We start from the raw sequence: 25,986 nt of genomic DNA, 5'->3' as shown, positions 1-25,986 counted from the left end.
CCCTGTTCCGATGCCGTCCCCGCGAGCGGGTTGTCGTATCGCGCGCGGTAGGCTGGCCGATCGTTGTACCGCAACTCGGACGCCCGCCGACTCGTCGGCCGATGTCCCGAAAACACGCCCGTTCCGAGGTGTGTGTGGTACGGCACAAGCCAAGGACGCGCAACGTGGCGCAGTCCACAGCGGAACCGTCGCGGATCAAGCTGACGCGGCGGTCGTACGGCAGCGACAATGCCTGTGAATGGCTTTGTCGCCTTTTAGGGAAGGCCGTTCGTACCGCTGGGGACGCACGCTCGTTCTTCAGTGTGGAGCGGTCGGGTGCGCCGTTCCGGGTGAGCTGGTCGTAGGAGCACTAACCGATGGGCGAGGGGTACGCATGACCGACACCGGCCAGGTCCCGGGCGAGGGACAGCCGGAGAACGCAGGCATGGTGGAGCAGCCGGGCGTCCCCGCGCCCGACTCGTACGCCTACCTCTCCGAGAGTTCCGCCGAGGACGAAGACCTGCTGCTGCCGGGCGCCCAGGGCGCCTGGGGCAACGAGGTCGCCCCACCCGCGCCGGAGCCGGTCGTCGAGACCGTGCACGAGCCGGGACCGCACGAGACGTCCGGCCGGGACACCGGGTCGGTCGACCTCGGTGGCGTCCGCCTGCCCGATCCCGGGCAGCAGCAGGCGCCCGGTCCCGCGGTCACGCACGGGTCGCAGGCGCCGGTCGCGCCGCGCCGGCCGCTGCACCTCGGCCCGCCCATTCCCAGCACCACCGCCGGCCCGGTCCGCTCCCTTGCCGACCGCGGCCCCGCCGACGTGCCGGTGCGCCAGACAGGCCTGCCGTCCGCCGGTCCCGAGTACCTCGACGTGCCGCGCACCCGGGAAGCGGTCCCGCAGGCGGCGCAGCCCTGGGGCGCCCATGCGACGGTGGGTGCGACCGCCCAAGCGGAAACGGTTGTTCCGTCTCAGCGGTCCCTGGGGGCCGCCCAGGCGCTGGTCGCCCGCGTCGCGACGGAGGCGGGCGCCGGTCAGCCGCAGGACGCGCCGCAGGCCGCCGCGGCCGCGGCGGACCGGCAGAGCACCCCGGGCGCACCGGTCGCGGACGCCGTTCCCGCGCCGGGTCCGGAGGGGGCTCCGGGACCGGAGGGCCTTGCGGGGTCCGAAGGCTCCGAGGGCTCTTCCGTGCCGACGGCCGAGGCGACCGGGCCCGACGCGGGTTCGAGCACGGAACCGGGTTCGGCGACCGGTGCGACCGCCGGGCTGCCCGGGAGCCCCGGCTACGCAGCCGGTCCCGCCGTGGACGCCGTACCGTCCCCCGTCCCGGACGCGGGTCAGGATGCGGGTCAGGGCGCCGAGCCCGTACCGGCAGCGGCTGCCGAGGAGCAGGTGCCGGCGCCCGAGGCGGACGCCGCCCCCGTCGCCGCCGTGGCGCCGGACTCTCCGGTCCAGGAGGCCGTGGCCGCCCAGGCGCCGGAGGACGTCACCGTCGCCGCCGACGGAACCGAGGCCCTCTCCGCCGTGACCCACGAACCCCAGGGACCGTTCACCGGCCCGGCAGCCCCGCAGGCGAGCGCCACCGCCGCCCAGGACGACGGCGCTGCCGAGGTGTCCACCCCCGTACCCGCCGAACCGGTCGCACCCGTCGACCAGGGACAGGCCCCCGAAGCCGCCGCCCTCCGGACGCCCGAGCACGCCGAGGAACCGGAGCCCGACGGGTCAGCCCTCGAAGCAGCGCCCGCCCCCGACACGGAGCCTGCACTTGACACGGAGCCCACTCCCGCCACGGAGCCCGCTCCCGTGGCGGCAACCGAGCCGGGGCTTCAGCAGGCGGCGGCAGCCGAGCCCGTGACCGAGGGACCGGACGGCCCGTACGTCCCGGCCGCGCACCCGGCCCAGGACCTCCAGCAGACCCCGGCCGCCCCCTTCGCCCTGCCCGCCCAGGAGGCATGGGCGCCGCTTCCCGACTCCCCGGCACCCCCGGCACCCTCGGGCCCCGAGGCCCTCGCCGCCGACCCGGTCGCTTTCGACGGCACCGCCATGCCGCTCCCCGGCAGCGTTCCCCCGGAGGCGCGGCCGGACCAGACCCTGGGGGAGTTCGTCCCCGTCGAGGGAGCCGTGCCGACCACCCCGCATCTCGCGCCGACCCCGCCGCAGCCGTCGGCCCTCCCCGCCGAGGAACAGCCCGTGCCGGAGGCCGCAGGTCCGGCCCCCGTGCCCCGCCGGGTCGACACCGGCGCCGTTCCCGTCGCTCCCGTCCCGGAACCGGCCGTCGAGCCGCCGGCCGAGCAGGGCCTCGCGGAGAACGCGCCGGGCGAGCACCCGCCCGCGGAGACCGAGCCGATCCAGGCCGTACCGGCTTCGCCCGAACCGGCCCAGTCCGTACCGGCCCAGAACCCCGACGACCTCGACACCCGAGGCGCCGAAGCGGTGCACGCCGCGCCGGCCGCCGGCCCCGCCGCCCCCGGCTACGACGAGGCCGAGCGCGAGGCCGTGCGGAAGGTCATGCGGGAGCGCCGGGACATCCGCAACGGGTTCCGCGACGACCCCATCCCGCACGAGGTCCTGCTCCGCGTCCTGGAGGCCGCCCACACCGCGCCCTCCGTGGGCCACTCGCAGCCCTGGGACTTCGTCGTCATCCGCTCCGCGGAGACCCGGCGCACCATGCACGAACTGGCCGAGCGCCAGCGCGAGGCCTACGCCAAGTCCCTGCCCAAGGGCCGGGCGAAGCAGTTCAAGGAACTGAAGATCGAGGCCATCCTCGACACCCCGGTGAACATCGTCGTCACCGCCGACCCGACCCGCGGCGGCCGGCACACCCTGGGCCGGCACACCCAGCCGCAGATGGCGCCGTACTCCTCCGCCCTGGCGGTCCAGAACCTGTGGCTCGCCGCGCGCGCCGAGGGCCTCGGGGTCGGCTGGGTCAGCTTCTTCGACGAGCGCGAGATGGTCCGCTCCCTGGGCCTGCCCGAGCACCTCGAAGTGGTCGCCTACCTGTGCGTGGGTTACGTCGACGAGTTCCCGGACGAGCCCGAGCTGATGCAGGCCGGCTGGTCCAAGCGCCGCCCGCTGTCGTGGGTCGTGCACGAGGAGACGTACGGCAGGCGGGTGCTGCCCGGCGAGGAGCCGCACGACCTGCTCGCCGAGACCGTCGCGCAGATCCGCCCGCTGGACGCCAAGGCACTCGGTGAGGCCTGGGAGCGGCAGAAGCGGATGACCAAGCCGGCCGGCGCGCTCGGCATGCTGGAGATCATCTCCGCTCAGCTGTCCGGACTGTCCCGGCAGTGCCCGCCGCCCATTCCGGAGCCCGCGGCCGTCGCGGTCTTCGCGGGCGACCACGGTGTTCACGCCCAGGGCGTCACCCCGTGGCCGCAGGAGGTCACCGCCCAGATGGTGGCCAACTTCCTCGGCGGCGGAGCGGTCTGCAACGCCTTCGCCACGCAGGTGGGCGCCGAGGTCTGCGTGGTCGACGTCGGTGTGGCCTCCGACCTCCCGGCCACCCCGGGACTGCTGCCGCGCAAGGTCCGCGCCGGCACCTCCGACATGACCGTCGGCCTCGCGATGACCCGCGAGGAGGCCAAGCAGGCCATCGAGGTCGGCATCGAGACCGCCCGCGACCTGGTCGCCGCCGGCAACAAGGCCCTGCTCACCGGTGAGATGGGTATCGCGAACACCACCGCGTCCGCCGCCCTGATCTCCGTCTTCACCGGCGCGGACCCGGCCGAGGTCACCGGCCGGGGCACCGGCATCAACGACGAGACCCTGGTCCGCAAGACCGACGTCGTGCGCCGCGCCCTCGAACTGCACCAGCCGGACCCCGCCGACCCCCTCGGCGTCCTCGCCGCCGTCGGCGGGTTCGAGCACGCGGCCATGGTGGGCCTGCTCCTCGGCGGCGCGTCCCTGCGTACGCCGGTGATCCTGGACGGCGTCAGCGCCGGGGCCGCCGCCCTGGTGGCCCGTGCCATCGCTCCCGAGGTGCTGGCCGCGTGCATCGCGGGACACCGCAGCGCCGAGCCCGGCCACGTGGCCGCGCTCAACAAGCTGGGCCTGCGTCCGCTGGTCGACCTGGACCTGCGCCTCGGCGAGGGCACGGGTGCGCTGCTCGCCCTGCCGATGGTGCAGAGCACCGCGCGAGCCATGCACGAGGTGGCGACGTTCGACTCGGCGGGCGTCACCGAGAAGTAGCAGTACCCCGCAGGGGTGGGGCGCGGCGTCCGGTGTTCCGCCGTCGCCGCCCCACCCCCGCCGTACGCCGACCCCACCGCCGTACGCTGGTCCCACATCCGCAGACCGCACGTCAGGGCCGCTCCAGTGCCGTAGCGCCCCTCGCACGCCCGCCTGTACGAGGAGCCGCAGCCTCATGGCCGAACACCCCGCCTACCCCGTGGGCCTCCGCCTCACCGGCCGTCGAGTCGTGGTGCTCGGCGGCGGCCAGGTCGCCCAGCGTCGGCTGCCCGCCCTCATAGCGGCCGGCGGGTCCATCGTTCTGATCTCACCGGAGGCGACGCCCTCCGTGGAGGCGATGGCGGACGCCGGTGAGATCACCTGGGAGCGGCGCCGCTACGCCGAGGGCGACCTCACGGACGCCTGGTACGCGCTGATCGCCACCGGCGACGGCGAGGCCAACGCCCGCGCCTCCGCCGAGGCCGAACACCACCGCGTCTGGTGCGTCCGCTCCGACGACGCCGACCAGGCCACGGCCTGGACCCCGGCCACCGGGCACAGCGAGGGAGTCACGGTCGCCGTCCTCACCACGGACGTCAAGGGCCGCGACCCCCGCCACACCGCCGCGATCCGCGACGCCGTGGTCGAGGGTCTGCGCGACGGCACGCTCGTCGCCCGGCACCACCGCACCCGCACCCCGGGCGTCGCCCTCGTCGGCGGCGGTCCCGGCGACCCGGACCTGATCACCGTGCGCGGACGCCGGCTGCTCGCCGAGGCGGACGTCGTCATCGCCGACCGGCTCGGCCCGCGCGACCTGCTGGCCGAACTCCCGCCGCACGTCGAGGTGATCGACGCGGCGAAGATCCCGTACGGCCGGTTCATGGCGCAGGAGGCCATCAACCACGCGCTGATCGAACACGCCAGGCAGGGCAAGGCGGTGGTCCGGCTCAAGGGCGGGGACCCGTATGTCTTCGGCCGCGGCATGGAGGAACTGCACGCGCTCGCCGAGGCGGGCATCGCGTGCACCGTGGTCCCCGGCATCTCCAGCTCCATCTCGGTCCCGGGCGCGGCCGGGATTCCGGTCACCCACCGTGGGGTGGCCCACGAGTTCACCGTGGTCAGCGGGCACGTCGCGCCCGACGACGAGCGTTCCCTGGTCGACTGGCCGTCGCTGGCGAAGCTGACCGGCACCCTCGTGGTGCTCATGGGCGTCGACAAGATCGGCCGGATCGCCGAGGCCCTCGTGGCGCACGGCAGGTCGCCGGAGACCCCGGTCGCCCTGGTCCAGGAGGGCACCACGGCCGCCCAGCGCCGCGTCGACGCCACTCTCGCCACGGTCGGCGAGACCGTCCGGGCCGAGGGGGTCAAGCCGCCGGCGGTCATCGTCATCGGCGAGGTCGTGAACGTCGGACTTCCTGCTGCGCGGGCTCCGCAGCCCGCGCAGCCCTCGCAGCCCTCGTAAGCCTTCGCGACCCTTGTGGACCGCAGGCGACATCCCCGGCAGTAACCCCCGGTAACACGGCCGATCCCGGCCGTTGGCACCACACCCAGGACAAGGCAGTATCACCCCCGTGGCCGATCTCATCACCGTCGAGGACCCCGACGACCCGCGCCTGCACGACTACACGGGCCTGACCGACGTGGAGCTGCGCCGCACCCGCGAACCCGTCGAAGGCCTGTTCATCGCCGAGGGCGAGAAAGTCATCAGACGCGCCAAGGACGCGGGCTACGAGATGCGCTCCATGCTGCTCTCGGCCAAGTGGGTCGACGTCATGCGCGACGTCATCGACGAACTCCCCGCCCCGGTCTACGCCGTGAGCCCGGAACTCGCCGAACAGGTCACCGGCTATCACGTGCACCGCGGCGCGCTCGCCTCCATGCAGCGCACCCCCCTGCCCACGGCTGCCGAACTGCTGCGCACCGCCCGCCGGGTGGTGATCCTGGAGTCCGTCAACGACCACACCAACATCGGTGCCATCTTCCGCTCGGCGGCGGCCCTCGGCATGGACGCGGTCCTGCTCTCCCCGGACTGCGCCGACCCGCTCTACCGCCGCAGCGTCAAGGTCTCCATGGGGGCGGTCTTCTCCGTGCCGTACGCCAGGCTCACCAGCTGGCCCAGGGACCTGGAATCGGTCCGTGAGGCGGGCTTCACGCTGCTCGCCCTGACCCCCGACGAGAAGGCCCGCAGCCTCGACGAGGCCGCCCCGCACCGGATGGACAGGGTCGCCCTGATGCTGGGCGCGGAGGGCGACGGGCTGTCCACCCAGGCCCTGGTCGCCGCCGACGAATGGGTCCGCATCCCGATGTCCCACGGCGTCGACTCGCTCAACGTGGGCGCGGCGGCCGCGGTCGCCTTCTACGCGGTGGCGACGGGCCGGCCGACGGGACAGGACGGGGAGAGCCTGCCTGCGCCGTGAACGAACCCGCCGAGCCCGCCCGACCCCGGCTCGGGCGCGGCCCCGGCAGGTACTCGGGTGGAGTCGGCCGTCCCGAGTCGGCCGACGCCCTGCTCCGGTGACCGGCGGCCACTGCGCCCCTGCCGTCGTCGCCGAGGCCGCGGGCCGGTCCTGTCAGCCCTGGATCAAGGCGATGCCGACCGCGACCACCAGTGTCACCACGACGAACACGAACAGCCGCTGCAGGAGCAGCCGTGGATTGGCCGGCCGCAGGCCGCTCCCCGTCGTCCGGGGCCCGGGACGACGGGGGCCGGTGCCCGACCGCGTCGAGTCCCGTGATCCGGACGTGGACCGTGATCCGGGCGTGGACCGGGAACCCGACGTGGACCGGGACCCGGACCGGGAAGGCGTGCCACCGCGGGAGGCGCCGCCGCGCGAGGCACTGCCACCGCGTGACGCGCCGCTCCCGCGCGACGGCGGCACGCTCCGGTTGCCCCGCCGCCGCGGCGCCCCGCCCCCGGCCGGACCGGCGCCGCGACCCGGGGCCGCGGCGTGCGGCGGGGGAGTGGTGGCCTGCCCCTCGGGCGCACCCTGCTGCCCCGGCACCCGGCGCTGCGCACGGTCCGGGTAGGTGTCGGCCAAGCGCCCCGCCGCACGCTCCGGCTCCGCGCCGCGCGGAGCCGGCGGACGGACGCCGGTGAATCCCTGACCCTCCCGGGCGGCGATCTCCTTGAGCCGCAGCGACAGCTGGAGCGTGCTCGGCCGCTCCTCGGGGTCCTTCGCGAGGCACGCGCGGACGAGCGGCGCCAACGCGTCCGGGACATCCTGCAGATGGGCCTCCTCGTGCACCACGCGGTACAGCATCACCTCGGAACTGCCGTGCCCGAAGGGCGAGTCGCCCATCGACGCGTACGCCAGCGTGGCGCCCAGCGAGAACACGTCCGTGGCCGGTGTGACGGCCGCGCCCCGCACCTGCTCCGGTGCGAGGAAGCCGGGCGAGCCGACCGCCGTGCCGACGTGGGTGAGCGTCGAGGCACCGGTGGCCCAGGCGATGCCGAAGTCGATGATCCGCGGCCCCTTCGGGGACAGCAGGATGTTGGACGGCTTCAGATCCCGGTGCACGACCCCGGCCTCGTGCACGGCGACCAGCCCCTCCGACAAGGCCGCGCCGACCGCGGCGACCTCGGCCGCGCCGAGCGGCCCCCCGTCCGCGACCCGGTCGTGCAGCGACGGGCCGGGCACGTACTGCGTGGCGAACCACGGCCGGTCCGCGTCGAGGTCGGCGGCCACCAGACGGGCCGTGCACCCGCCACGGATGCGGCGCGCCGCGGACACCTCCCGCGCGAACCGCGAGCGGAACTCCTGGTCCTCCGCCAGATCGGGCCGGATGACCTTCAGTGCGACCCGCTGCCCCTTCTTGTCGGAACCGAGATAGACAACGCCCATCCCTCCCGCGCCGAGCCGTCGGTGAAGTCTGAAAGAGCCGACGACGCGCGGGTCCTCGCGCCTCAGGCGCATCATCGCCATGTTCATCCCCGCTGCCCGGTCCTGTGACGTGCCCCAGCTTACGTTTCTCCGGGCGCCCTTGCGCAGAGGCCGCGCCCTCTCGGAGCGGCGGATTGTCAGTGGTGGGTGGGAGACTTGAAGAGTGGTCGGGGGACGCGCGGACAGGCCGGGTTCGCGCGAGGTGGCGGTCCCAACCATTCGATACCGAAGGGGGATTGATCACATGAAGGGCGACCGTGTGGAGATAGTCGTGGACGCCGGGGACACGACGCGCACGTACGAGGTGGTGGCGAGCAGGGCGGGCCGCAGGGTGGAGACGGCGGTGCGCCGGGGCGTGGTCGAAGTGAGTGAAGTCACGCGTACGGGAACTGCGGTGCGAACAGCCCGGTTCATGGCGAACCGGGTCCTCGCACTGGTCGAGCACCCGGTGCCGCGGGTGGAGGACTCGGAGACATGAGCGACGAGAAGGGGGCGGACCGGACGCCCCCTCGGGGATGTCCCTGACACGGAGCGGCCCGTCTCCACCCAGGGGAGTACGCCGCAGGTCACGGCTCATCCTCCGGGAGGCCCGGCAATCGGTACGAAGGCATGACGTCCGGGAAGCGCCGGGCACCTAGATTTGAGGTCAAGCGGCGGGTGCGGTACTCGTCCCCCGAGGTCGGACGCCCGCCGCTGCCAGAGGTTCGCACACAGAACCCGAGGCACCACGACAACAGAAACGGTCAGGAGAGGGGCCATGGCCCATACGGCATCGCGGACAGTCGTCCGCACACGGGCACACAAGGCGGGAGCCGCCATGTTCCGTCCGAGCCGTGAGGGCCGTCGCCACCCGGTGGTGGCGACACTGATGGCTCTTCCCCTGGCGGCCCTGCTCCTCCTCGTCTTCGACGGGTGGGAGACGGTGGCCACACAGGCGTCGTCCGTGGGAGAGATGCTGGGGCGCTGAGCGGCGACCCCAGGCCCGGAAGAGCGGTCCGGGCGGGGACATCCACCCATGAAACCCCGTGGGGACGGGGGTGCGACGGACGGCAGGAATGCCGGCGCAGCTGGGGAGCTGCGCCGGCACTTTTTTGTGCGCCTGAACCGGCGCCGCTCTCGCGGAGGTGGTTGCCGGCCGTGGGGGTTGCTCAATCAATGGTCGCGGTGCCTACGGGGGTGGTGCTGCGGGCGGTGTTCGTCAGTGTCGCCGAGTCGCGCGGCCGCCACTGCACCACCGGTGCGTTGCCACCACGGGCAGTCGTGTCCTTCCCCGCGCCACCGGCCAACGCCGGTCACGCTCCCGCGTACTCTCTCCGCAGGCCGCATCAGGGAGACCCATGACAGCCATCCCCCTCCTGTCCGAACTCACCGCCCGGGCCGAAGACATCGCCCACACCCGCACCCCCACCTGCCCCTGCGGGGTGAGCGGCACCCTCGCGGACCGGCCCGACGGCACCGTCGTCCGGCACGCGGACACCGTCGCGAAGGCCCACGCGCCGGACGCCGACGCCGCCGAGCTGACCCGGCGCCTCGCCCTCGCCTCCCGCCACCCGGACGTGCTCCTGCCCCCGCTCGGTCCGGCACCGGCCGACCTGCACGGCAGGCTCGTGACCTTCTGGCCGTACGGCAGCCCGGTCGACCCGGAGGATCCCGACGCCGCCCCCTGGGAGGCCGTCGGCACCCTGCTCGCCCTGTTGCACCGCACGCCGGTCCCCGCGTCGGCGCCGGTCATGCGCGGCCCGCTCAAGGCGGCCCGTGCCGTCGCCGGGCTCCGTGCCGTCGGCGACCACCCGGCCGTGGCCCCCGTACTGGATGCCTGGGCGACCCTGCCCGCCTGGGCGCGCGCCGAGGCGCCCATGCCGCAGCCGGCCGCCCTGTGCCACGGCGACCTCCACCTCGGCCAGCTCGTGCGGGCGCCCGGAGCGTCCTGGCGGCTGATCGACGTCGACGACCTGGGCGTGGGCGCCCCGGCCTGGGATCTCGGCCGTCCCGCCGCCTGGTTCGCCTGCGGGCTGCTGGCGCCGCAGGAGTGGGGGCGGTTCCTCGACGCGTACCGGGCCGCGGGCGGGCCCGCCCTCGACGCCGCCGAAGACCCCTGGGCCGTCCTGGACGTGCCGGCCCGCGCCCTCACCGTGCAGACCGCCGCGCGGACGGTCACCAAGGCGGTGGCGGACGGGCGGCCCCTGGACGAGGTGGACCACGCCCTGGTCGACGCCTGCCGGCGCATAGCCGCGGTCCCAGCCGAGTTGGCGCACGAATCGACGAAGTAGGGTGCAACCGACCGCAGTCGGGCAGAGTCTGTCCTGGAGATACCTGAAGCAGGTCCGACCGGCGAGGAGTTGAACCGATCATGCAGTGTCCGAAGTGTCGTGCGCCGATGCACACCTACAACCGCAACGGTGTCCAGATCGAGCAGTGCAGCGGCTGCCGAGGGATCTTCCTCGACTACGGCGAGCTGGAGTCGCTGACCCGGCTGGAGTCCCAGTGGTCCCAGCAGGCCGCGCCGCCGCCTCCCGCGGCCCCGCAGGCATACCCGGCGGCGCCTCAGCCCGCGTGGGGCGCCCCGCACGGCGGTCACCACTACGGCCACCACCGGAACAAGGGCTTCGGCCGCATGCTCTTCTCGTCCTGACGACGGAACCCCCGGCCGCCTGAGCGGCCGGGGGTTCCGGGGTGATGTGGACGATACTGGGATTGAACCAGTGACCTCTTCCGTGTCAGGGAAGCGCTCTCCCGCTGAGCTAATCGTCCTCGGGACCACGACCGCTCCGAAAAGCGGATCATGGGTGCTGCGTGCGCGATACTGGGATTGAACCAGTGACCTCTTCCGTGTCAGGGAAGCGCTCTCCCGCTGAGCTAATCGCGCGGAGGATCCGAAGATCCAGTGGACGATACTGGGATTGAACCAGTGACCTCTTCCGTGTCAGGGAAGCGCTCTCCCGCTGAGCTAATCGTCCATGGAGGTGGAGACGGGATTTGAACCCGTGTAGACGGCTTTGCAGGCCGTTGCCTCGCCTCTCGGCCACTCCACCAGGAGCGCAGGGGCCCGGGAGGCCCCCGATCCTTCGAGCGGACGACGAGGTTCGAACTCGCGACCTCAACCTTGGCAAGGTTGCGCTCTACCAACTGAGCTACGTCCGCCTGTCGGTCCGGTCCGCTTGCGCGTCCCGGCGACGTGGTGAACTCTAGCGGATTCCGGGGCCAGTACAAAAACCCGTTTGTGCAGCGTGCTGCGCTGCGTCTGCTCACGGACACGGCCAGGTCACCTCGACGGCCCCCGCCATAGACTCGACGGCGTGCTCGATCTCCCACCCCTCGCCCGCTTCGGCAGCCGCGTCGCGACCGGTCTCCTCGATGTCACCGACGACCCGGCGGCCCTGGACTCGCACGGTTTCTGGGCCGTCTGCGCGGACTTCGAGAGCCGTCTGACCTGCGCGCGCTTCCGCGACGTACACGAGCAGCCGGTACCCGCGCCGGTGCCGGGCGGCTGGCGCGGGCCGGCCACCGGTGACTGGACGTCCTCCCTGGACCACGCCGCGTACGTGGCCGGCGTACGGCGCATCCGCGAGCACATAGCCGCCGGCGAGGTGTACCAGGCCAACCTCTGCCGTGTACTGTCCGCCCCCGTCCCGGCCGACGCCGACGTGGACGCTCTCACCGCCCTGCTGGCCCGCGGCAACCCGGCACCGTACGCAGGAACGATCCGCCTGCCGGGGCACGGCGTGGAGGTCGCCACCGCCTCGCCCGAGCTCTTCCTGAGCCGCGAGGGGCGCGTCGTCGAGTCCGGGCCGATCAAGGGCACCGGACGCACCGAGGCCGACCTCCTCGACAAGGACTACGCCGAGAACGTGATGATCGTCGACCTGGTCCGCAACGACCTCGGCCAGGTCTGCTCCACCGGCAGCGTCACGGTGCCCGACCTGTGCGCCGTCGAGAAGCATCCGGGGCTGGTGCACCTGGTGTCGACGGTGCGGGGCGAGCTGCGGCCCGGGACCGGCTGGCCCGAGCTGTTCGCCGCCGCGTTCCCGCCGGGCTCCGTCACCGGCGCGCCCAAGTCGAGCGCCCTGCGGATCATCGACACCCTGGAGACGGCGCCCCGGGGCCCGTACTGCGGCGGCATCGGCTGGGTCGACGCCGACCGGGGCGCCGCCGGGCTGGCGGTGGGCATCCGTACCTTCTGGATCGACCGGGAGCCGGACGGCGGTGCCGTGCTCCGGTTCGGCACCGGTGCCGGCATCACCTGGGGATCCGACCCGGAGGGGGAGTGGCGGGAGACCGAGCTGAAGGCGTCCCGGCTGCTCGCGGTAGCGTCGGGCAGGCACGAGGTGAGCGAAGGGACCCTGAGGTGAAGATCTGGCTCGACGGCGGGTTGCAGGACATCGAGTCCGCCCGCGTCTCCGTCTTCGACCACGGACTGACCGTGGGCGACGGCATTTTCGAGACGGTGAAGACCGTGAACGGCAGACCGTTCGCGCTGACCCGGCATCTCGACCGGCTGGCCCGCTCCGCCCGGGGTCTCGGCCTGCCCGAACCGGACCTCGACGAGGTCCGCCGCGCCTGCGCGGCCGTCATCGAGGCCAACCCGATGCCGCTCGGCCGGCTGCGCATCACCTTCACCGGCGGCCACGGCCCCCTCGGCTCCGACCGCGGCGAGCACGGCCCGACCCTCGTCGTCGCCCTGGGCGACACCACCCGCCGCCCCGACTCCACCGCCGTGATCACCGTTCCCTGGACCCGCAACGAACGCGGCGCGCTCACCGGCCTGAAGACCACCTCCTACGCCGAGAACGTGGTCGCCCTCGCCCGCGCCCGCGAACAGGGCGCCTCGGAGGCGCTGTTCGGCAACACGGTCGGCCGGCTCTGCGAGGGCACGGGGTCCAACGTCTTCGTCGTCCTGGACGGTGAGATCCACACCCCGCCGGTCGCCTCCGGCTGCCTCGCGGGCATCACCCGGGCGCTGGCCGTCGAGTGGACCGGCGCCGCCGAGACCGATCTGCCGATGGACGTCCTCCAGCGGGCCGACGAGGTCTTCCTCACCTCCACCCTGCGGGACGTGCAAGCCGTGCGGCGTGTCGACGACCGTGAACTGCCCGGTGCCCCGGGCCCGGTGACGGCCAAGGCCATGCGGATCTTCGACGAGCGCGCGGCGGCCGACCTCGATCCGTGACGAGGTTGGGGACCGGGTACGGGGCCGGTGCGTGACATTCGGCTGATCCGGGCGGTCGCAGGGGTAGAACATCACTGATGACCACGACCCTGCGGCCGGCCGAGCCGCTCCAGCAGAATCCCGACGGCACGCGCTCCCGCCGCTACCAGGTGTGTGTCAACAGCCGTCCCGTCGGACGCATACACATCGGTACGCATCCCGTCTTCGGTGACGCCGTGGCCCGGATCACGAACCTGCGGATCGAGGAGCCGGACCGCAGGCGCGGCCGGGGCACGGTGGCCGCGCTCGCCGCCGAGGAGATCGCCCGCGGCTGGGGCTGCCGCCGCATCGAGGTGACGATCCCCGCCGAAGCCGAAGCCGAAGCCGAAGCCGAAGCCGAAGCCGAAGGGGCCGAGACACGGGCGGCCGGGTTTGGTGCCCCTGCCGGGCCCGCGCTCCGCCTCGCCACGGCGCTCGGCTACGTCGTGCGCAACTACACCATGGAGAAGGCGCTGGGGGACGTCCCGCCCGCCCTTCCGGAGGGCAGTCGCGGACGGCCGATGACCGACGCCGAGTTCGGCACCTGGTCGGTCAGGAGCGAGGCGGAGTACGCGCGGAGCTGGATCGAGCGCGGTGTCCCGGAGGCCGAGGCGCGGACCAAGGCGGCCAGGGAGCAGGCTGACCTGCTCCCCGACGGACGGGACTCGGAGGAGATGCTCCTCAGCGTCCTCGAACACGAGGGCATCCCCGTGGGCACGCTGTGGCTCGCGGTACGCGAGGACCATGGATACGTGTTCGACGTCGAGGCCGACGCCGCACACCGCGGCCGGGGGCACGGGCGATCCCTCATGCTGCTCGCCGAGGCGCAGTCGATCGCCGCGGGGAAAAGCGCCATCGGTCTCAACGTCTTCGCGGACAACACTCCGGCGGAGCGGCTGTACGCGTCACTCGGTTACAGGACGACGCGGTACACGATGTACAAGCACCTGCTGTAGGGGCCGGGGCCGGGGAGATCCTCGGTCAGCCGTCCTGCTCGGCGAGGAGCCGGTCCGCGATCTCCTCGACGCGTTCGCGCAGGCCCTCCTGGCTCTTGCCGCCGTCGAGGAGCTCACCGCCGATGACATAGGTCGGGGTGCCGGTCACCCCGATCGCCTTGCCCTCGGCCTGGTCGGCGTCCACGATCAGGATGTGCCGGCCGTCGATCAGCGCGGTGTCGAACTCCTCGGCGTCCAGTCCGAGTTCCCGGGCGACCTCGACCAGGAAGGGTTCTCCCGCACGGCTCAGTCCCTCGACCCGTCCCAGTACGGCCTCGGCGTAGGCCCAGCCCTGCCCCTGCTCGGCCGCCTCCTCGGAGGCCTGGGCGGCGGCGAAGGCGTGCTTGTGCTTCTCCAGCGGGAAGTGCCGCAGCCGCAGCTCCAGACGGTCGCCGTACCGGGCGCGCAGGGCGCGGAGATCGTCGAGGGCGTCACGGCAGTCCGGGCACTGCAGATCGCACCACACGTCGAGTACGGGGGCGGCGGCGCGGGCGGGGGAGGAGTCGCTCATGGGCGACAGTCTTCCAGCCCCGCGCCGCGGCACCCAATCGGACCTGTCGCCCGTCCGGCCCCGAGAGTCTTTCGTGCGGATCAGGCTGTATCAGGCGCCGGAACCCGTGAGCCCGTGAGCCCGTGAGCCCGTGAGCCCGGCATGACCGGCATGACCGGGACGACGGGCTCCGGGGGAGTACGCCGCACCGGCACCTGCGGAGGAGCCGACCCGGAGATGTCCCTGATCTGCGGCCGGAGCATGGCCCGGTGAGGTCCGGAAGGTGCAGGATGGAAGGGACGAAGTGCCCGATGCCACCGAACCCCTGCCTGGAGGACCGGATGATTGCCGAGACCGTCTGCTCCGCCGTGTCCGCGGCAGGCCTGGGCATCGCGCTGGTCACGGCCTACCGCAAGCGCTTCCTCACCGCGACCCGCATCGCCGCCTATGCGCTCGTTCCCATCGGCCTGGTGATGACCGGTGTCGTCGAGTGGCTGGCCGACACCGCCTTCAGCCCCACGGCCTGGGCGGGCTTCGGCGTGCTGGGCCTGTCCTGGGTGCTGTTCATGACCACGCGCGCGGTGGAGCGCCGGCGCGGCGGCACCCGCCAGGAGCGGAAGGAACGCAAGCAGCAGCGCCGGACGGCCGGGGCGTCCGCGCAGCCCGGGGCAGTGGCCCCCACGGCCTCGGCCCCCTCCCTGGGGCCGGGCTCCCGCCCGGGGGCGACCCGCCCCACGGCCGCGCCCAAGAGTGACGACGACTTCAGCGACATCGAGGCGATCCTCAAGAAGCACGGCATATGAAGCCGTCCTGGGCGGACGCGCCGCACCGCAGGTGACGGGGTGACGCGGGAGCGGGAGGCAGCGGGCCGAAGCGTCACAGGCGGTCCCGGAGCGTGCGCAAACGATCACAGCTCGGACGAGGGATCGTGGAAATCGGACCCTCGCGTTCAGTCCGTGAGTGGTGATCGCATCGGGCGCTCCCGATGCGTCATGATCCCCGCGAGATGCTGGACACGACACAGAGCGAGGCCGCGCCGCCGCAGGATGAGCCGCGTGGATGCCTCTTCGCCCTTTCCCAGCCACCGCTGATGATCTTCCTTGCGGTGATCGGGTGTCTGCTGCTCACGGCCGCCCTGCACGACCTGCTCTGGCTGTGAGCCGTACCCGCGGTACCCGGCGCCACCCGTCGGGACCGCGTCGGCACGGCATCGCCACGTCGCCCGCCCGGACGACCGGCTCAGGCAGCTCAGCCGGCTCGGCTCGGCCCCGGAGTGCGCCCCCCGCCTCGCCCCGCTGCGTACGCTCAGCCCGCCGCCTCCTTGCGGCGTGCGCGGTACGCGGCGACGTGCAGGCGGTTGCCGCAGGTGCGGCTGTCGCAGTAGCGGCGGGAGCGGTTGCGGGAGAGATCGACGAAGGCGTGCCGGCAGTCCGGCGCCTCGCAGCGCCGCAGCCGCTCCTGTTCCCCGGCGACCACGAAGAACGCCAGTGCCATCCCGCAGTCCGCCGCCAGGTGATCGGTGACCGAGGCACCGGGGGCGAAGTAGTGCACGTGCCAGTCGTAGCCGTCGTGGTTGGTGAGCCGGGGCGTGGTGCCCGCGGCCGCGATCAGCTCATTGATCAGTTTGGCTGCGCTGTGGGCGTCGGGAGCGGCGAAGACCGAGGCGAACCGTCCGCGGATCCTGCGCACCGCCGACAGGTCGAACTCCGTGAGGACCCCGACCTCGCTGACCTCGTGGCTGCGCACGAAGGCCTCGAGAGCCGGGAGGTCCTGCAGCCCGTCCGGTGCCGAGTCGTCCTCCGGCGCGGAGTTCACCAGATCCACCACGGTGTCCAGCGCGCACCGGGTGTCGTGGGTGATCAGCACGATTCGCTCCCTGGCCTGAGGGTCGGGCGGGCGCCCGCCGATGCTGGCCGATGGTAGTGGCTCCCGCAAGCCCATGAGCGCTCCTCGCTCGCATACGGCTTCGAGGGCCGCGGAGGAGCGGTCCCGCCGGGGTTCCGTGCCGGAGCTCGAGCGCAGCACAACGGCGCCGCCCGCGGTGTCCCGCGGCGTCGGCGCCGTTGTGTGCCGTTGCACGGCTGTCAGGGCCCGAGCCGTCACCCCGAGTCGACGGCGTCGGGCAGCTTGGTGAACCCTCGCCTAGCTTTCCGCCAGGATGTGCGAGAGCTCCTGATCGAGATCGAAGTGCCGGTGTTCCGTGCCGGGAGGCACGGCGGCGTCCGTACGCTTCAGGAAGGACTCCAGAGCCCGTGCCGGGGCCTCGAGCAGAGCTTCTCCCTCCGGAGAGCTCAGGGCGATGCAGACGACGCCCTGACCATGACTGCGCGACGGCCAGACGCGGACGTCGCCGGTGCCCGTGGGGCGATGAAGCCCCTCGGCGAGGAGGTCGCGGGCGAACACCCACTCGACGGTCTCCTCGGCTCCGGTGTGGAAGGTGGCGTGCACGGCGTAGGGGTCGGCCGTGTCGTACCGCAGGCCTGCGGGGACAGGCAGGGAGGACTCGCTCGACACAACGAGGCGCAGGTGCAGCTCGCAGCTGACCGTGGTGTTCATAAGCGCCAGGGCCTTTCGCTCAGTGTGCGCTCGGGGATTCGCACGTCGGCGAAATCGACATGCCACCTACGGTGCCGTTGTAAACCCCTCTGAGTGTTTTGCATGGGTTTACGTAACTCAACCGGCCGAAAGATCGTTCGCGAGCTGAGCCCGTTCCGGTGAAGTGAGGGGCTCCGGTAGTGTTTGGCCGTATGAACACGGGGAGTGACACACCCGGCGAGGCGGCCACGACGGCGGATCGAGCGGGGATGGACAGGGCCGACCAGGCATCGGACGAACGGGCGCTGGGCTCCAGGGCGCCGGCCTTCGTCAAAGCGCGCCGCACTCTGCACCTGAGCTGGCAGGTGGGCGTCTTCGTCGTGGGGCTCGCGGTCGTGATGGCCGGTGCCGCCATGCTGGTGCTTCCCGGGCCGGGCTGGGTGGTGATCTTCGGCGGCATGGCGATCTGGGCGACCGAGTTCGTCTGGGCCCAGCTGGTGCTCCGGTGGACCAAGCGCAAGGTCACCGAGGCGGCGCAGCGCGCACTCGATCCCCGGGTGCGGCGCCGGAACATCATCCTGACCACCGTCGCCCTCGTGATCGGGACCGCGCTGGCCGGGATCTACCTGTGGAAGTTCGGCCTCGTGATGCCCTGGAAGATCGAGAACCAGTGAGCCGCGGCGGGGGCGCGAGCACCGGTCCCCGCCCGTCACGGGCACTCCCTGACATGGGGTAATGTTCTTCCTGCGTCCGGGCGATTAGCTCAGTGGGAGAGCGCTTCGTTCACACCGAAGAGGTCACTGGTTCGAACCCAGTATCGCCCACCGGATCCCACTGCGGCCCGGCTCACCGACGGTGAGCCGGGCCGCAGTGCGTCCGCGTGTCCCCGGCGGCGCGCGGGTGCGTGGCGGTGAGGCCACGCGATGCCTCCGCCCGGTGTCCCGCGGCTGCCCGACGGGTGGTGCGACCGCCCCGCCCGCGCCGGCCTTCACTCAACCGTGACCTTGCGGGCCCCGCGCTCCGGCGGGCCCGGCGGTGTTCGGTCCGTCGGCCGGGCCGCGCGGACCTGGGTGTTTCCGTCCGCCTCCGTCCGTCTCCGTCGAAGGGGTGCGAGCCGTCGCGGCTCCCGCCCGGCCGGTGCGCCCATCAATTCCTGTCCGAATCATTGACGCGCTCGTGGGTCCTCCGTACTTTGTGCCAGCAAGCGCTTACTTGAAACGATTCATGAGGCGGACGCGACGTCGCGGGGAGGCTCGTATGCAGCAGGGCGGGAATGCGGAGAGGCAGGCCGGGAGGCGGACGGTCCTCAAAGCGGCGGGAGCCTCGCTGGCCGTCGCGGGGCTGGGCGCCACGGCCACCGCGTGCGGCGGGGGAAGCGGGTCGAGCAAGGGGACTGTGACGCTCCGTTACTCCTGGTGGGGTGCCGAGGACCGGGCCGAACGCATCAACAAGACCATCGCGCTCTTCGAGAAGAAGTACCCGAAGATCAAGATCAAGACCGACTTCCAGCCGTACCCCGACTTCTGGAAGAAGTTCAACACGCAGGCGTCCGGAGGGAATCCTCCGGACGTGTTCCAGAATGCCATCGGATTCCTCCGCAAATACGATGCGAAGAATGTGCTGCTCGACCTCAACGGGCAGGTGAAGGCCGGCAACCTCTCCATGGACGGATTCCGGGCGGGCCTGGAGAAGTTCGGCGAGGTCGACGGCAAGCTCCTCGGCGTTCCCGTGGGGTCGAACTCGCTGGCCCTGGTCATCGACAAGCCCGTCTACACCCGGGCCGGCATCAAGCCCGAACAGGGATGGACCTGGGACGACTTCGACGAGGCGATGGTGAGGATCCGCGACAGGGCGGGCCGGGCCGGAGACAGCGGCATGTACGGCGTCATGTACCTCTACGACCTGTATCTGCGGCAGAACGGAAAGGCGTTCTTCACCGAGGACGGCCTGGGATTCACCGAGGCGGATCTGACCCAGTGGTGGACCAAGGCGGAGAAGGGCGTCCGGACCGGCCTGTTCGCCGACCCGAAGAAGGTCGCCCAGATCAAGCCCAAGTCGGCGCTCTCCGCCGAACTCGCCGGAAGCGAGTTCACCTGGGACAACTTCACCGTCCGCTACACCTCCGAGGGCAAGAGCGAGTACGGCCTCGCGCCCATCCCGACCACGGACGGCAGGAAGACCGGTCAGTACCTCGGCTCCCTGATGCTCAGTGCCTCCAAGCGCACCCAGCACCCCAAGGAAGTAGCCCAGTTCATCGACTTCATGGTGCACGATCCCGAGGTCGCCGAGATCATGGGATACGACCGCGGTGTGCCCACGACGCAGGCCCAGTTCGATGCGTACCGGCCGACCGACCCGGTCAACAAGGCGATCGCGGCCTACGAGGAGTCCCTCGTCGAGGCGGACGTCCTGGAACCCATCACCCCGCACCCGAACGGCGCCGACATCTGCGAGGCCGCGTTCCTGCGCATCGCCGAGGAACTGGGCCTGGGCAAGCGCTCCGTGGCGGACGCCGTCAAGCAGTTCTTCACCGAGTCGAAGACGGCTCTCGCCGGCTGATGGGAAGCGCCGTGACACACGCCCCTGCGACGGAGGACCTCACCCGGGACTCCGAGCCGCGGCACGGTCCGGTGAAGTCCCCGCGTCCCGCCGCCCTCAAGCGGCGGGGCCGCCGGGAGAACCTGGCCGGCTACCTCTTCATGTCCCCCTGGATCGCCGGGTTCCTGCTGCTGACGGCGGGCCCGATGGCCGCCTCGCTCTACTTCGCGTTCACCGACTACAACCTGTTCGACGCTCCCCGGTGGATCGGCCTGGACAACTTCTCCGAGATGTTCGCGGACCCGCGCTGGCGCCACTCGGTGCAGGTCACGCTCTGGTACGTGGTCGTGGGTACGCCGATCAAACTGATCGCGGCGCTCGGGGTGGCGCTGCTGCTGGCCCAGAAGCGGCGCGGGCAGGCCTTCTACCGGGCCGCCTTCTACGCGCCGTCGCTGATCGGGGCGAGCGTCTCCGTCGCCATCGTGTGGAAGGCGATCTTCTCCGACGACGCGATCGTCGACCGCACGCAGAAGCTCTTCGGCGTCGACGCCGGCGGCTGGACCGGTGACCCGGACCTGATCATCTACAGCCTGGTGGCGCTCACCGTCTGGCAGTTCGGCGCCCCCATGGTCATCTTCCTGGCCGGCCTGAAGCAGGTGCCGCGCGAACTGTACGAGGCGGCGGACGTCGACGGGGCGGGCAGACTCCGGCAGTTCTGGAACATCACCCTGCCGATGATCTCCCCGGTCCTCTTCTTCAACGTGCTGCTGGAGACCATCCACTCCTTCCAGATCTTCAGCTCGGCCTACATCGTCGGCGGCGGCGCCGGGGGAAACGCCTGCGGTCCCGCGGACGGAACCATGGTCTATACCTGTTATCTGTACGTCCAGGGCTTCGAGAACAGCCGGATGGGCCTGGCCTCCGCGATGGCGTGGATGCTGCTGGTCGCGGTCGCCCTGGTCACCGCGGTGCTCTTCTGGTCCCAGAAGCGCTGGGTGCACTACGAGGAGGGCGGCCGATGAGCTCACCCGATCTCTCGACTTCGCTCGGTCGGGGGGCACCCCCCTCGGCCCCCGACGGCGCGCCGGCCCGGTCCACGAGGGCGGGGGCCCTGCGGCGCCGTCTGCCCGGCTCGCTCGCCTGGCACACAGGGTCGCTGGCGATCCTCGCGGTGATCCTCTACCCGGTGATCTGGGTCATCGGCGGGTCCTTCAAGAACAGTGAGGACGTCGTCGGTAGCCTGGACCTCTTCCCGGCCGACCCGATCACCGCCAACTACACGAGCCTCGCCGACGGCATCGCGGACATCCAGATCTCCACGTTCTTCGTCAACTCGCTCTTTCTCGCCGTCGGTTCGGTGGTCGGGATCGTGGTGTCCTGCTCACTGACCGCCTACGCCTTCGCGAAGATCAGGTTCACCGGCCGCAATCTGCTCTTCACCCTGATGATCGGCACCCTGCTGCTGCCGTACCACGTGCTGCTCATCCCGCAGTACGTGCTCTTCCGCAACATGGACATGATCAACACGTACACCCCGCTCCTGCTGGGGAAGTACCTGGCTACGGAGGCGTTCTTCGTCTTCCTGATGGTGCAGTTCATGCGCAACCTGCCCAGGGAACTCGACGAGGCGGCACGCCTCGACGGCTGCGGGCACTTCCGCATCTACTGGTCGATCGTGCTCCCGCTGTGCCGGCCGGCCCTGATCACCAGTGCCATCTTCACCTTCATCAACGTCTGGAACGACTTCATGGGTCCGCTGATCTACCTCAACGAGCCCGGCAAGTACACCGTTTCACTCGGACTGAAGATGTTCGTCGACCAGGAAGGGGTGGCGAACTACGGCGGCATGATCGCCATGTCCCTCGTCGCGCTCCTGCCGGTGCTGGCCTTCTTCCTGGCCTTCCAGCGCTACCTCATCGACGGCATGGCCACGTCCGGCCTGAAGGGCTGAGGTGAACCGATCGTGACCGAGGCGCACACCGGGACCCGTGCCGCCCGCGGCGAGTCGCCGCTCGCCGGGAAGTTCGCCCTGTTCGCCGAGTGCCTGCTCACCGGGGTGTGGATCGCGCTGGCCTCGCTGCCGCTGGTCACCTACCCCGCCGCGTTCGCGGCCGGCTCGCGGCACCTCGGACGGCAGCTCGCCCATGAACGCGGCGGGCTGCGGGAGTTCACGGCCGACTTCCGGTCGGCGCTGCGCGGCGGTTGGCTCGTCGGACTCGCCGGGTGGGCCGCCCTCGCCGTGGTCTGGGTGGACGTGCGGGCCGTACGGGCCGGACTGCCGGGCGGCGAGCTCGTGGGCGCCGTGGGCGTGCTCGCCCTGATCGCGGCGGTCGTCGCCGGGCTGCGCGCGGCGGCCTCCTGGCGGCCCGGGGCCTCCTGGCGGTCGCTGTGCGCGCAGGCCGGCCGCCGCACCGTGCTCGATCCCGCCGGATCCTTCCTGATCGTCGGCGGGCTGGCCGTGGTGGTCTGCTCCGCCTGGTTCAGCGCGCCGCTCGCTCTGCCCGTCCTGGGCGCGGTCGCGGCGGCGGCCGTCGCCGTGGAGGAGCGCCACCGGCACCGCTGACAGGCGGTGTCTTCCGTACCAGGGACGGTGCCCCGGCGCCGCACCCTTGCCTGTCATGCCCTTGACATCCCCTTGCATCCCGCACGGAAAGGAAAGGCCATGTCCCCCATCCCCCGCAGGTCCCTCCTGAAGGCAGCCGCCGTGGCAGGCGCCGCCGCCCAGTTCAGCCGGTCCCTCGGCGGCCGCGACGCCGCCGCCGCACCGAGGGCCGAGAGCGCCGGCGACGACCCCGTGATCCTGGACTGGCTCGAGGACGGCGGCCTCGGCGCGGCACCCGGATCCACCGTCGGCGTGCCCTGGCCCAAGGGCGTCCACCGCGACGACCAGACCTTCGCGTTGAGCGACGCCGACGGCAGGGCCGTCCCCGTACAGTCCTGGCCCCTCGCCTACTGGCCCGACGGCTCCCTGAAGTGGACCGCGCACGCAGTCAGTTCCGGCGCCGGCAAGCTCACCCTGACCACCGGCGCTCCCGCGGCACCGCAGAAGAAGGTCACCGTCGACCGGCGCGGCGCCACCATCGACATCTCGACCGGCGTCATCACCGCGAGAATAGGCAGGTCCGGTGCCACCCTCGTCAAGTCCGTCACCCGCGGCCCGACCGAGATCGCCAGGAACGGCCGCCTCGTCCTGCTGCGCCAGCCCGAGTCCGAGGACGGCGACCAGACCACCGTCAGGACCGAGCGCTTCGACGGCGCCATCGACGAGGTCACCGTCGAACAGGCGGGACCGGTCCGCGCCGTCGTCCGCGTCGACGGCAAACACCGCAAGGGACACCGCAGTTGGCTGCCCTTCTCCATCCGCCTCTACTTCTACGCGGGCGCCGACTCCTTCCGCATGGTGCACACCGTCACCTACGACGGACAGCAGGAACCCGGCAGGGCGAGCGGCGACTTCATCCGCGGCATCGGCGTCCGCTTCACCGTGCCCCTGCGCGACGAGTCCTACGACCGGCACATCCGCCTCGGCGGCGAGGGCACGGGAATGCTGCGCGAGGCCGTCAAGGGCATCACCGGACTGCGCCGCGACCCGGGCGCCGCCGTGCAGGCCGCCCAGTTCGCGGGCGAGAAGCTGCCCGATCCCGCCACCTGGGACCAACGGGTCACCACCCGCCTGCAGTACATCCCCGAATGGGGCGACTACACCCTCTCCCAGCTCTCCGCCGACGGCTTCGCCCTGCGCAAGCGCACCAAGAAGGGCTACGGCTGGATCGGCGCAGGCGGCGGACGACGAGCCTCCGGCTTCGGCTACGTCGGCGGAGTCGGCGGCGGACTCTCCTTCGGTCTGCGTGACTTCTGGGAGAAGCACCCCGCCCAGCTCGACATCCGCGACGCCCACACCGACGCGGCCGAGGTCACCCTCTGGCTCTGGTCGCCGGAAGCGCAACCCATGGACCTGCGCTTCTACCACGACGGCATGGGCCAGGACACCTTCCCCGAACAGCTCGAAGGCCTCAACATCACCTACGAGGACTACGAGCCCGAGTTCGGCACCCCCTACGGCATCGCCCGTACCTCCGAACTCCTCTTCTGGGCCAACGAGTCGACCCCGAGCGCCGAGAAACTCGCCCAACAGGTCGAGGCCGTCCGCGTCCTCCCGCAGCTCGCCGCACCGCCGAAACAGCTCATCGGCGCGAAGGTGTTCGGCCCCGGCCTGTTCTCCGCACCCGACCGCTCCACCCCGGCCAAGGCGAAGATCGAGGACCACCTCGACTTCCTCTTCACCTACTACAAGGACCAGGTGGAGATGCGCCGTTGGTACGGCTTCTGGGACTACGGCGACATCATGCACACCTACGACACCGTCCGCCACCAGTGGCGCTACGACGTCGGCGGCTACGCCTGGGACAACTCCGAACTCTCGCCCGACCTCTGGCTCTGGTACGCCTACCTGCGCTCCGGCCGCGCCGACATCTTCCGCTTCGCCGAGGCGATGACCCGGCACACCGGCGAGGTCGACGTCTACCACCTGGGCAAGTGGGCCGGCCTCGGCACCCGGCACGGCGTCCAGCACTGGGCCGACAGCGCCAAGCAGCAGCGCATCGCCAACACCACCTACCGGCGCTACTACTACTTCCTCACCGCCGACGAACGCGTCGGCGACCTCATGCACGCCAACGTCGACTCCGACGAGACCTTCCTCGTCCTCGACCCCATCCGCAAGATCCGCACCGAGCCGTACACCCCCGACCGGCATGCCCTGTCCATCGGCTTCGGCACCGACTGGAGCGGCCTGGTCTCGGCCTGGCTCACCGAATGGGAACGCCGGGGCCCGAAATGGGAGAAGGCGAAAGCACGCGTGCTGTCCACCATGGAGACCATCGCGGCCCAGCCCAACGGATTCGTCCAGGGCACCGGACTGTACGACCTGGACACCGGGAGGTTCGCGATCGCCGAGGAACCCGTGGTCGGCGTCTCCCACCTGTCGGCCGTCTTCGGCCTGAACGAACTGTGCGCCGAACTCATCGACCTGGTCGACATGCCGGCCTTCGACGAGGCCTACTACGACTACTGCCGCTACTTCAACGCCACCAAGGCGGAGCAGGCGGCCCGTTACGGCTCGAACTTCGGCAGCCTGATCCTCTTCCAGGGCCATTCCCGCCTGGACGCCTACGCCGCCGTGCAGACCGGTGACGACAAGCTCGCCGACCGGGCGTGGGACACGTTCTACCACTCCGACGGCTACCAGGAGTCCGCGCCCTGGAAGACCGAGAAGGTGACCGGACCGACCGCCCTGGTCGCCGGCAGTGAGGCCACCTGGGTGTCCACCAACGACACCGCGCTCTACGGCCTCGCCGCCATCGAGAACCTCGCCCTACTGGGACACCGGATGCCGTAAGAGGCGGCAGGAGACCGTACGTCCCGGGCGCGGGCGGGCACACTCCCCCCATGGACCGGAACCATTACCGCTTCCGCAGCCTGTGGAGCCTGCCCGCGCCCGCCGGACCGGTGTACGACGCCCTGGAGCGCATCGAGGACTATCCCCGCTGGTGGCCGCAGGTACGTGGGGTGGCCCGGCTCGACGCCACCGGCGGGGTCGTCCGGATCCGCTCCGTACTGCCCTTCGACCTGGTGACGACCCTGCGGGAGACCCGGCGCGACCCCTTGGCCGGAGTCCTCGAAGTGCGTCTGTCCGGGGACCTCGACGGCTGGGCCCGCTGGACCGTCACCCCCACCGTCCCCAACGGCACACTCGCCCGCTACGACCAGGAGGCCGGCCTCCGCAGACCCCTGCTGCGCCGCCTCGCCCTGCCCGGACGCCCCCTCTTCCACGCCAACCACACCCTGATGATGCGCTCCGGGCGGCGCGGCCTGACCGCTTACCTCCAAGCGGTTTGAACCGAGCCCGCCCGGCCCTGTATCGTTCAGTCCGTTCCCGGGCGATTAGCTCAGTGGGAGAGCGCTTCGTTCACACCGAAGAGGTCACTGGTTCGAACCCAGTATCGCCCACCGGGAAAGCCGGTCCGCCCCAGGCGGACCGGCTTCTTCGCGCTCAGGGCCACCCGCATGCCCGGAAAAAAACCCCGCACCGCCAACGGCGGCCACCGGGACGGCGCGAGGGACGCGGGCGGGGACGGCGGCGCATACGGTCGCGGCAATGATTTCGACCCGCACCGGTCCGGGTCGGTACGATCGCACCCATGCGTGCGCTCAGGTAT

The 25,986-nt window shown here is 71.8% G+C and carries 22 protein-coding genes, 7 tRNA genes and 1 pseudogene; 21 read left to right on the top strand and 9 right to left on the bottom strand.

Translation table 11 applies throughout. The features are described from left to right. Window positions 1-373 precede the first annotated feature (373 nt). From cobT to OHB56_RS08715, 3 genes are all read left to right on the top strand, one after another. Window positions 374-4,165 carry a nicotinate-nucleotide--dimethylbenzimidazole phosphoribosyltransferase gene (gene cobT, locus OHB56_RS08725; protein WP_406352516.1) on the top strand — a complete coding sequence of 1,264 codons (3,792 nt, stop codon included), beginning with the start codon at window positions 374-376 and terminating at the stop codon, window positions 4,163-4,165. Window positions 4,166-4,340: 175 nt separating this feature from the next. Further along, complete coding sequence (gene cobA, locus OHB56_RS08720; RefSeq protein ID WP_406352514.1) at window positions 4,341-5,606, top strand: uroporphyrinogen-III C-methyltransferase; 1,266 nt, start codon at window positions 4,341-4,343, stop codon at window positions 5,604-5,606. A 109-nt stretch (window positions 5,607-5,715) separates the two neighbouring features. Beyond that, on the top strand, window positions 5,716-6,561 hold the full coding sequence (locus tag OHB56_RS08715) for a TrmH family RNA methyltransferase (protein ID WP_406352512.1): 846 nt from the start codon (window positions 5,716-5,718) through the stop codon (window positions 6,559-6,561). Between the two features lie 76 nt (window positions 6,562-6,637). Here OHB56_RS08715 and OHB56_RS08710 read toward each other — a convergent pair. Beyond that, window positions 6,638-8,073: pseudogene (locus tag OHB56_RS08710) on the bottom strand (protein kinase domain-containing protein); the annotation flags it as partial. 196 nt (window positions 8,074-8,269) lie between these two features. On the opposite strand from OHB56_RS08710, the gene OHB56_RS08705 reads away from it, so the two are divergent. The 4 genes from OHB56_RS08705 to OHB56_RS08690 all read left to right on the top strand — a co-directional run bounded on the left by OHB56_RS08705 (window position 8,270) and on the right by OHB56_RS08690 (window position 10,657). Further along, window positions 8,270-8,503: a hypothetical protein gene (locus OHB56_RS08705; RefSeq protein WP_055594627.1), complete on the top strand. Its 234-nt coding sequence runs from the start codon at window positions 8,270-8,272 to the stop codon at window positions 8,501-8,503. 279 nt (window positions 8,504-8,782) lie between these two features. Further along, the gene (locus tag OHB56_RS08700; protein WP_326751741.1) at window positions 8,783-8,992 is read left to right on the top strand and encodes a hypothetical protein; all 210 of its coding nucleotides are present in this window, start codon (window positions 8,783-8,785) and stop codon (window positions 8,990-8,992) included. Window positions 8,993-9,362: 370 nt separating this feature from the next. Next, window positions 9,363-10,295 carry an aminoglycoside phosphotransferase family protein gene (locus OHB56_RS08695; RefSeq protein ID WP_326751740.1) on the top strand — a complete coding sequence of 311 codons (933 nt, stop codon included), beginning with the start codon at window positions 9,363-9,365 and terminating at the stop codon, window positions 10,293-10,295. A gap of 80 nt (window positions 10,296-10,375) precedes the next feature. Then, window positions 10,376-10,657 carry a zf-TFIIB domain-containing protein gene (locus tag OHB56_RS08690; RefSeq protein ID WP_326751739.1) on the top strand — a complete coding sequence of 94 codons (282 nt, stop codon included), beginning with the start codon at window positions 10,376-10,378 and terminating at the stop codon, window positions 10,655-10,657. Window positions 10,658-10,704: 47 nt separating this feature from the next. Here the strand turns inward: OHB56_RS08690 and OHB56_RS08685 are convergent. The 5 genes from OHB56_RS08685 to OHB56_RS08665 all read right to left on the bottom strand — a co-directional run bounded on the left by OHB56_RS08685 (window position 10,705) and on the right by OHB56_RS08665 (window position 11,166). Further along, window positions 10,705-10,776, bottom strand: a tRNA-Val gene (locus OHB56_RS08685). Window positions 10,777-10,819: 43 nt separating this feature from the next. Further along, window positions 10,820-10,891, bottom strand: a tRNA-Val gene (locus OHB56_RS08680). Window positions 10,892-10,910: 19 nt separating this feature from the next. Beyond that, window positions 10,911-10,982: transfer RNA gene (locus OHB56_RS08675), tRNA-Val, on the bottom strand. Between the two features lies 1 nt (window position 10,983). Further along, a tRNA-Cys gene (locus tag OHB56_RS08670) sits at window positions 10,984-11,057 on the bottom strand. 36 nt (window positions 11,058-11,093) lie between these two features. Next, window positions 11,094-11,166: transfer RNA gene (locus OHB56_RS08665), tRNA-Gly, on the bottom strand. Window positions 11,167-11,321: 155 nt separating this feature from the next. Here OHB56_RS08665 and OHB56_RS08660 point away from each other — a divergent pair. The 3 genes from OHB56_RS08660 (at window position 11,322) to OHB56_RS08650 (ending at window position 14,166) form a co-directional block, all read left to right on the top strand. Beyond that, the gene (locus tag OHB56_RS08660; protein WP_406352510.1) at window positions 11,322-12,374 is read left to right on the top strand and encodes a chorismate-binding protein; all 1,053 of its coding nucleotides are present in this window, start codon (window positions 11,322-11,324) and stop codon (window positions 12,372-12,374) included. Next, on the top strand, window positions 12,371-13,192 hold the full coding sequence (locus OHB56_RS08655; RefSeq protein ID WP_326751737.1) for an aminodeoxychorismate lyase: 822 nt from the start codon (window positions 12,371-12,373) through the stop codon (window positions 13,190-13,192). Before OHB56_RS08660 ends, OHB56_RS08655 begins: the two co-directional genes overlap by 4 nt. Window positions 13,193-13,269: 77 nt before the next feature. Then, on the top strand, window positions 13,270-14,166 hold the full coding sequence (locus tag OHB56_RS08650) for a GNAT family N-acetyltransferase (RefSeq protein ID WP_406352507.1): 897 nt from the start codon (window positions 13,270-13,272) through the stop codon (window positions 14,164-14,166). A gap of 25 nt (window positions 14,167-14,191) precedes the next feature. Here the strand turns inward: OHB56_RS08650 and OHB56_RS08645 are convergent, their stop codons facing one another. After that, window positions 14,192-14,716: a DsbA family protein gene (locus OHB56_RS08645; RefSeq protein WP_326751735.1), complete on the bottom strand. Its 525-nt coding sequence runs from the start codon at window positions 14,714-14,716 to the stop codon at window positions 14,192-14,194. 320 nt (window positions 14,717-15,036) lie between these two features. Here OHB56_RS08645 and OHB56_RS08640 point away from each other — a divergent pair, with 320 nt between their 5' ends. Both OHB56_RS08640 and OHB56_RS08635 read left to right on the top strand, forming a co-directional pair. Continuing rightward, the gene (locus tag OHB56_RS08640; protein ID WP_326751734.1) at window positions 15,037-15,498 is read left to right on the top strand and encodes a hypothetical protein; all 462 of its coding nucleotides are present in this window, start codon (window positions 15,037-15,039) and stop codon (window positions 15,496-15,498) included. Between the two features lie 203 nt (window positions 15,499-15,701). Further along, entirely contained in the window at window positions 15,702-15,854 is a 153-nt protein-coding gene (locus tag OHB56_RS08635; protein ID WP_167353808.1) for a hypothetical protein, read from the top strand. A 146-nt stretch (window positions 15,855-16,000) separates the two neighbouring features. Here OHB56_RS08635 and OHB56_RS08630 read toward each other — a convergent pair whose 3' ends face one another. Together OHB56_RS08630 and OHB56_RS08625 are read right to left on the bottom strand one after the other, a co-directional pair. Beyond that, complete coding sequence (locus tag OHB56_RS08630; protein ID WP_326751733.1) at window positions 16,001-16,561, bottom strand: CGNR zinc finger domain-containing protein; 561 nt, start codon at window positions 16,559-16,561, stop codon at window positions 16,001-16,003. 276 nt (window positions 16,562-16,837) lie between these two features. Further along, a complete protein-coding gene (locus OHB56_RS08625; protein ID WP_004002642.1) occupies window positions 16,838-17,251 on the bottom strand; it encodes an SsgA family sporulation/cell division regulator in 414 nt (137 codons plus the stop codon). 191 nt (window positions 17,252-17,442) lie between these two features. On the opposite strand from OHB56_RS08625, the gene OHB56_RS08620 reads away from it, so the two are divergent. The 9 genes from OHB56_RS08620 to OHB56_RS08580 all read left to right on the top strand — a co-directional run bounded on the left by OHB56_RS08620 (window position 17,443) and on the right by OHB56_RS08580 (window position 25,777). Continuing rightward, the gene (locus tag OHB56_RS08620) at window positions 17,443-17,904 is read left to right on the top strand and encodes a TIGR02611 family protein (RefSeq protein WP_406352504.1); all 462 of its coding nucleotides are present in this window, start codon (window positions 17,443-17,445) and stop codon (window positions 17,902-17,904) included. A gap of 78 nt (window positions 17,905-17,982) precedes the next feature. Continuing rightward, a tRNA-Val gene (locus OHB56_RS08615) sits at window positions 17,983-18,054 on the top strand. Between the two features lie 433 nt (window positions 18,055-18,487). After that, window positions 18,488-19,789 (top strand): extracellular solute-binding protein, encoded by a 1,302-nt coding sequence (locus OHB56_RS08610; protein ID WP_326751731.1) that lies wholly within the window; start codon window positions 18,488-18,490, stop codon window positions 19,787-19,789. Next, window positions 19,789-20,790 carry a sugar ABC transporter permease gene (locus tag OHB56_RS08605; protein ID WP_326751730.1) on the top strand — a complete coding sequence of 334 codons (1,002 nt, stop codon included), beginning with the start codon at window positions 19,789-19,791 and terminating at the stop codon, window positions 20,788-20,790. The genes OHB56_RS08610 and OHB56_RS08605 overlap by 1 nt, the downstream gene beginning before the upstream one ends. Further along, window positions 20,787-21,719 (top strand): carbohydrate ABC transporter permease, encoded by a 933-nt coding sequence (locus OHB56_RS08600; protein ID WP_326751729.1) that lies wholly within the window; start codon window positions 20,787-20,789, stop codon window positions 21,717-21,719. The genes OHB56_RS08605 and OHB56_RS08600 overlap by 4 nt, the downstream gene beginning before the upstream one ends. 12 nt (window positions 21,720-21,731) lie before the next feature. Continuing rightward, complete coding sequence (locus tag OHB56_RS08595) at window positions 21,732-22,331, top strand: hypothetical protein (RefSeq protein ID WP_406352501.1); 600 nt, start codon at window positions 21,732-21,734, stop codon at window positions 22,329-22,331. Window positions 22,332-22,430: 99 nt separating this feature from the next. After that, a complete protein-coding gene (locus OHB56_RS08590) occupies window positions 22,431-25,166 on the top strand; it encodes a Tat pathway signal sequence domain protein (protein ID WP_406352499.1) in 2,736 nt (911 codons plus the stop codon). Between the two features lie 50 nt (window positions 25,167-25,216). Next, entirely contained in the window at window positions 25,217-25,666 is a 450-nt protein-coding gene (locus OHB56_RS08585) for an SRPBCC family protein (protein ID WP_406352498.1), read from the top strand. A gap of 39 nt (window positions 25,667-25,705) precedes the next feature. After that, a tRNA-Val gene (locus tag OHB56_RS08580) sits at window positions 25,706-25,777 on the top strand. Window positions 25,778-25,986: the final 209 nt, after the last annotated feature.

Origin of the sequence: Streptomyces sp. NBC_01635 (genome assembly GCF_045209715.1) — a bacterium.
GTDB lineage: Bacteria > Actinomycetota > Actinomycetes > Streptomycetales > Streptomycetaceae > Streptomyces > Streptomyces hirsutus.
The sequence above is the reverse complement of the archived record's forward strand: the minus strand, read 5'-3'. Positions and strand labels throughout refer to the sequence as shown.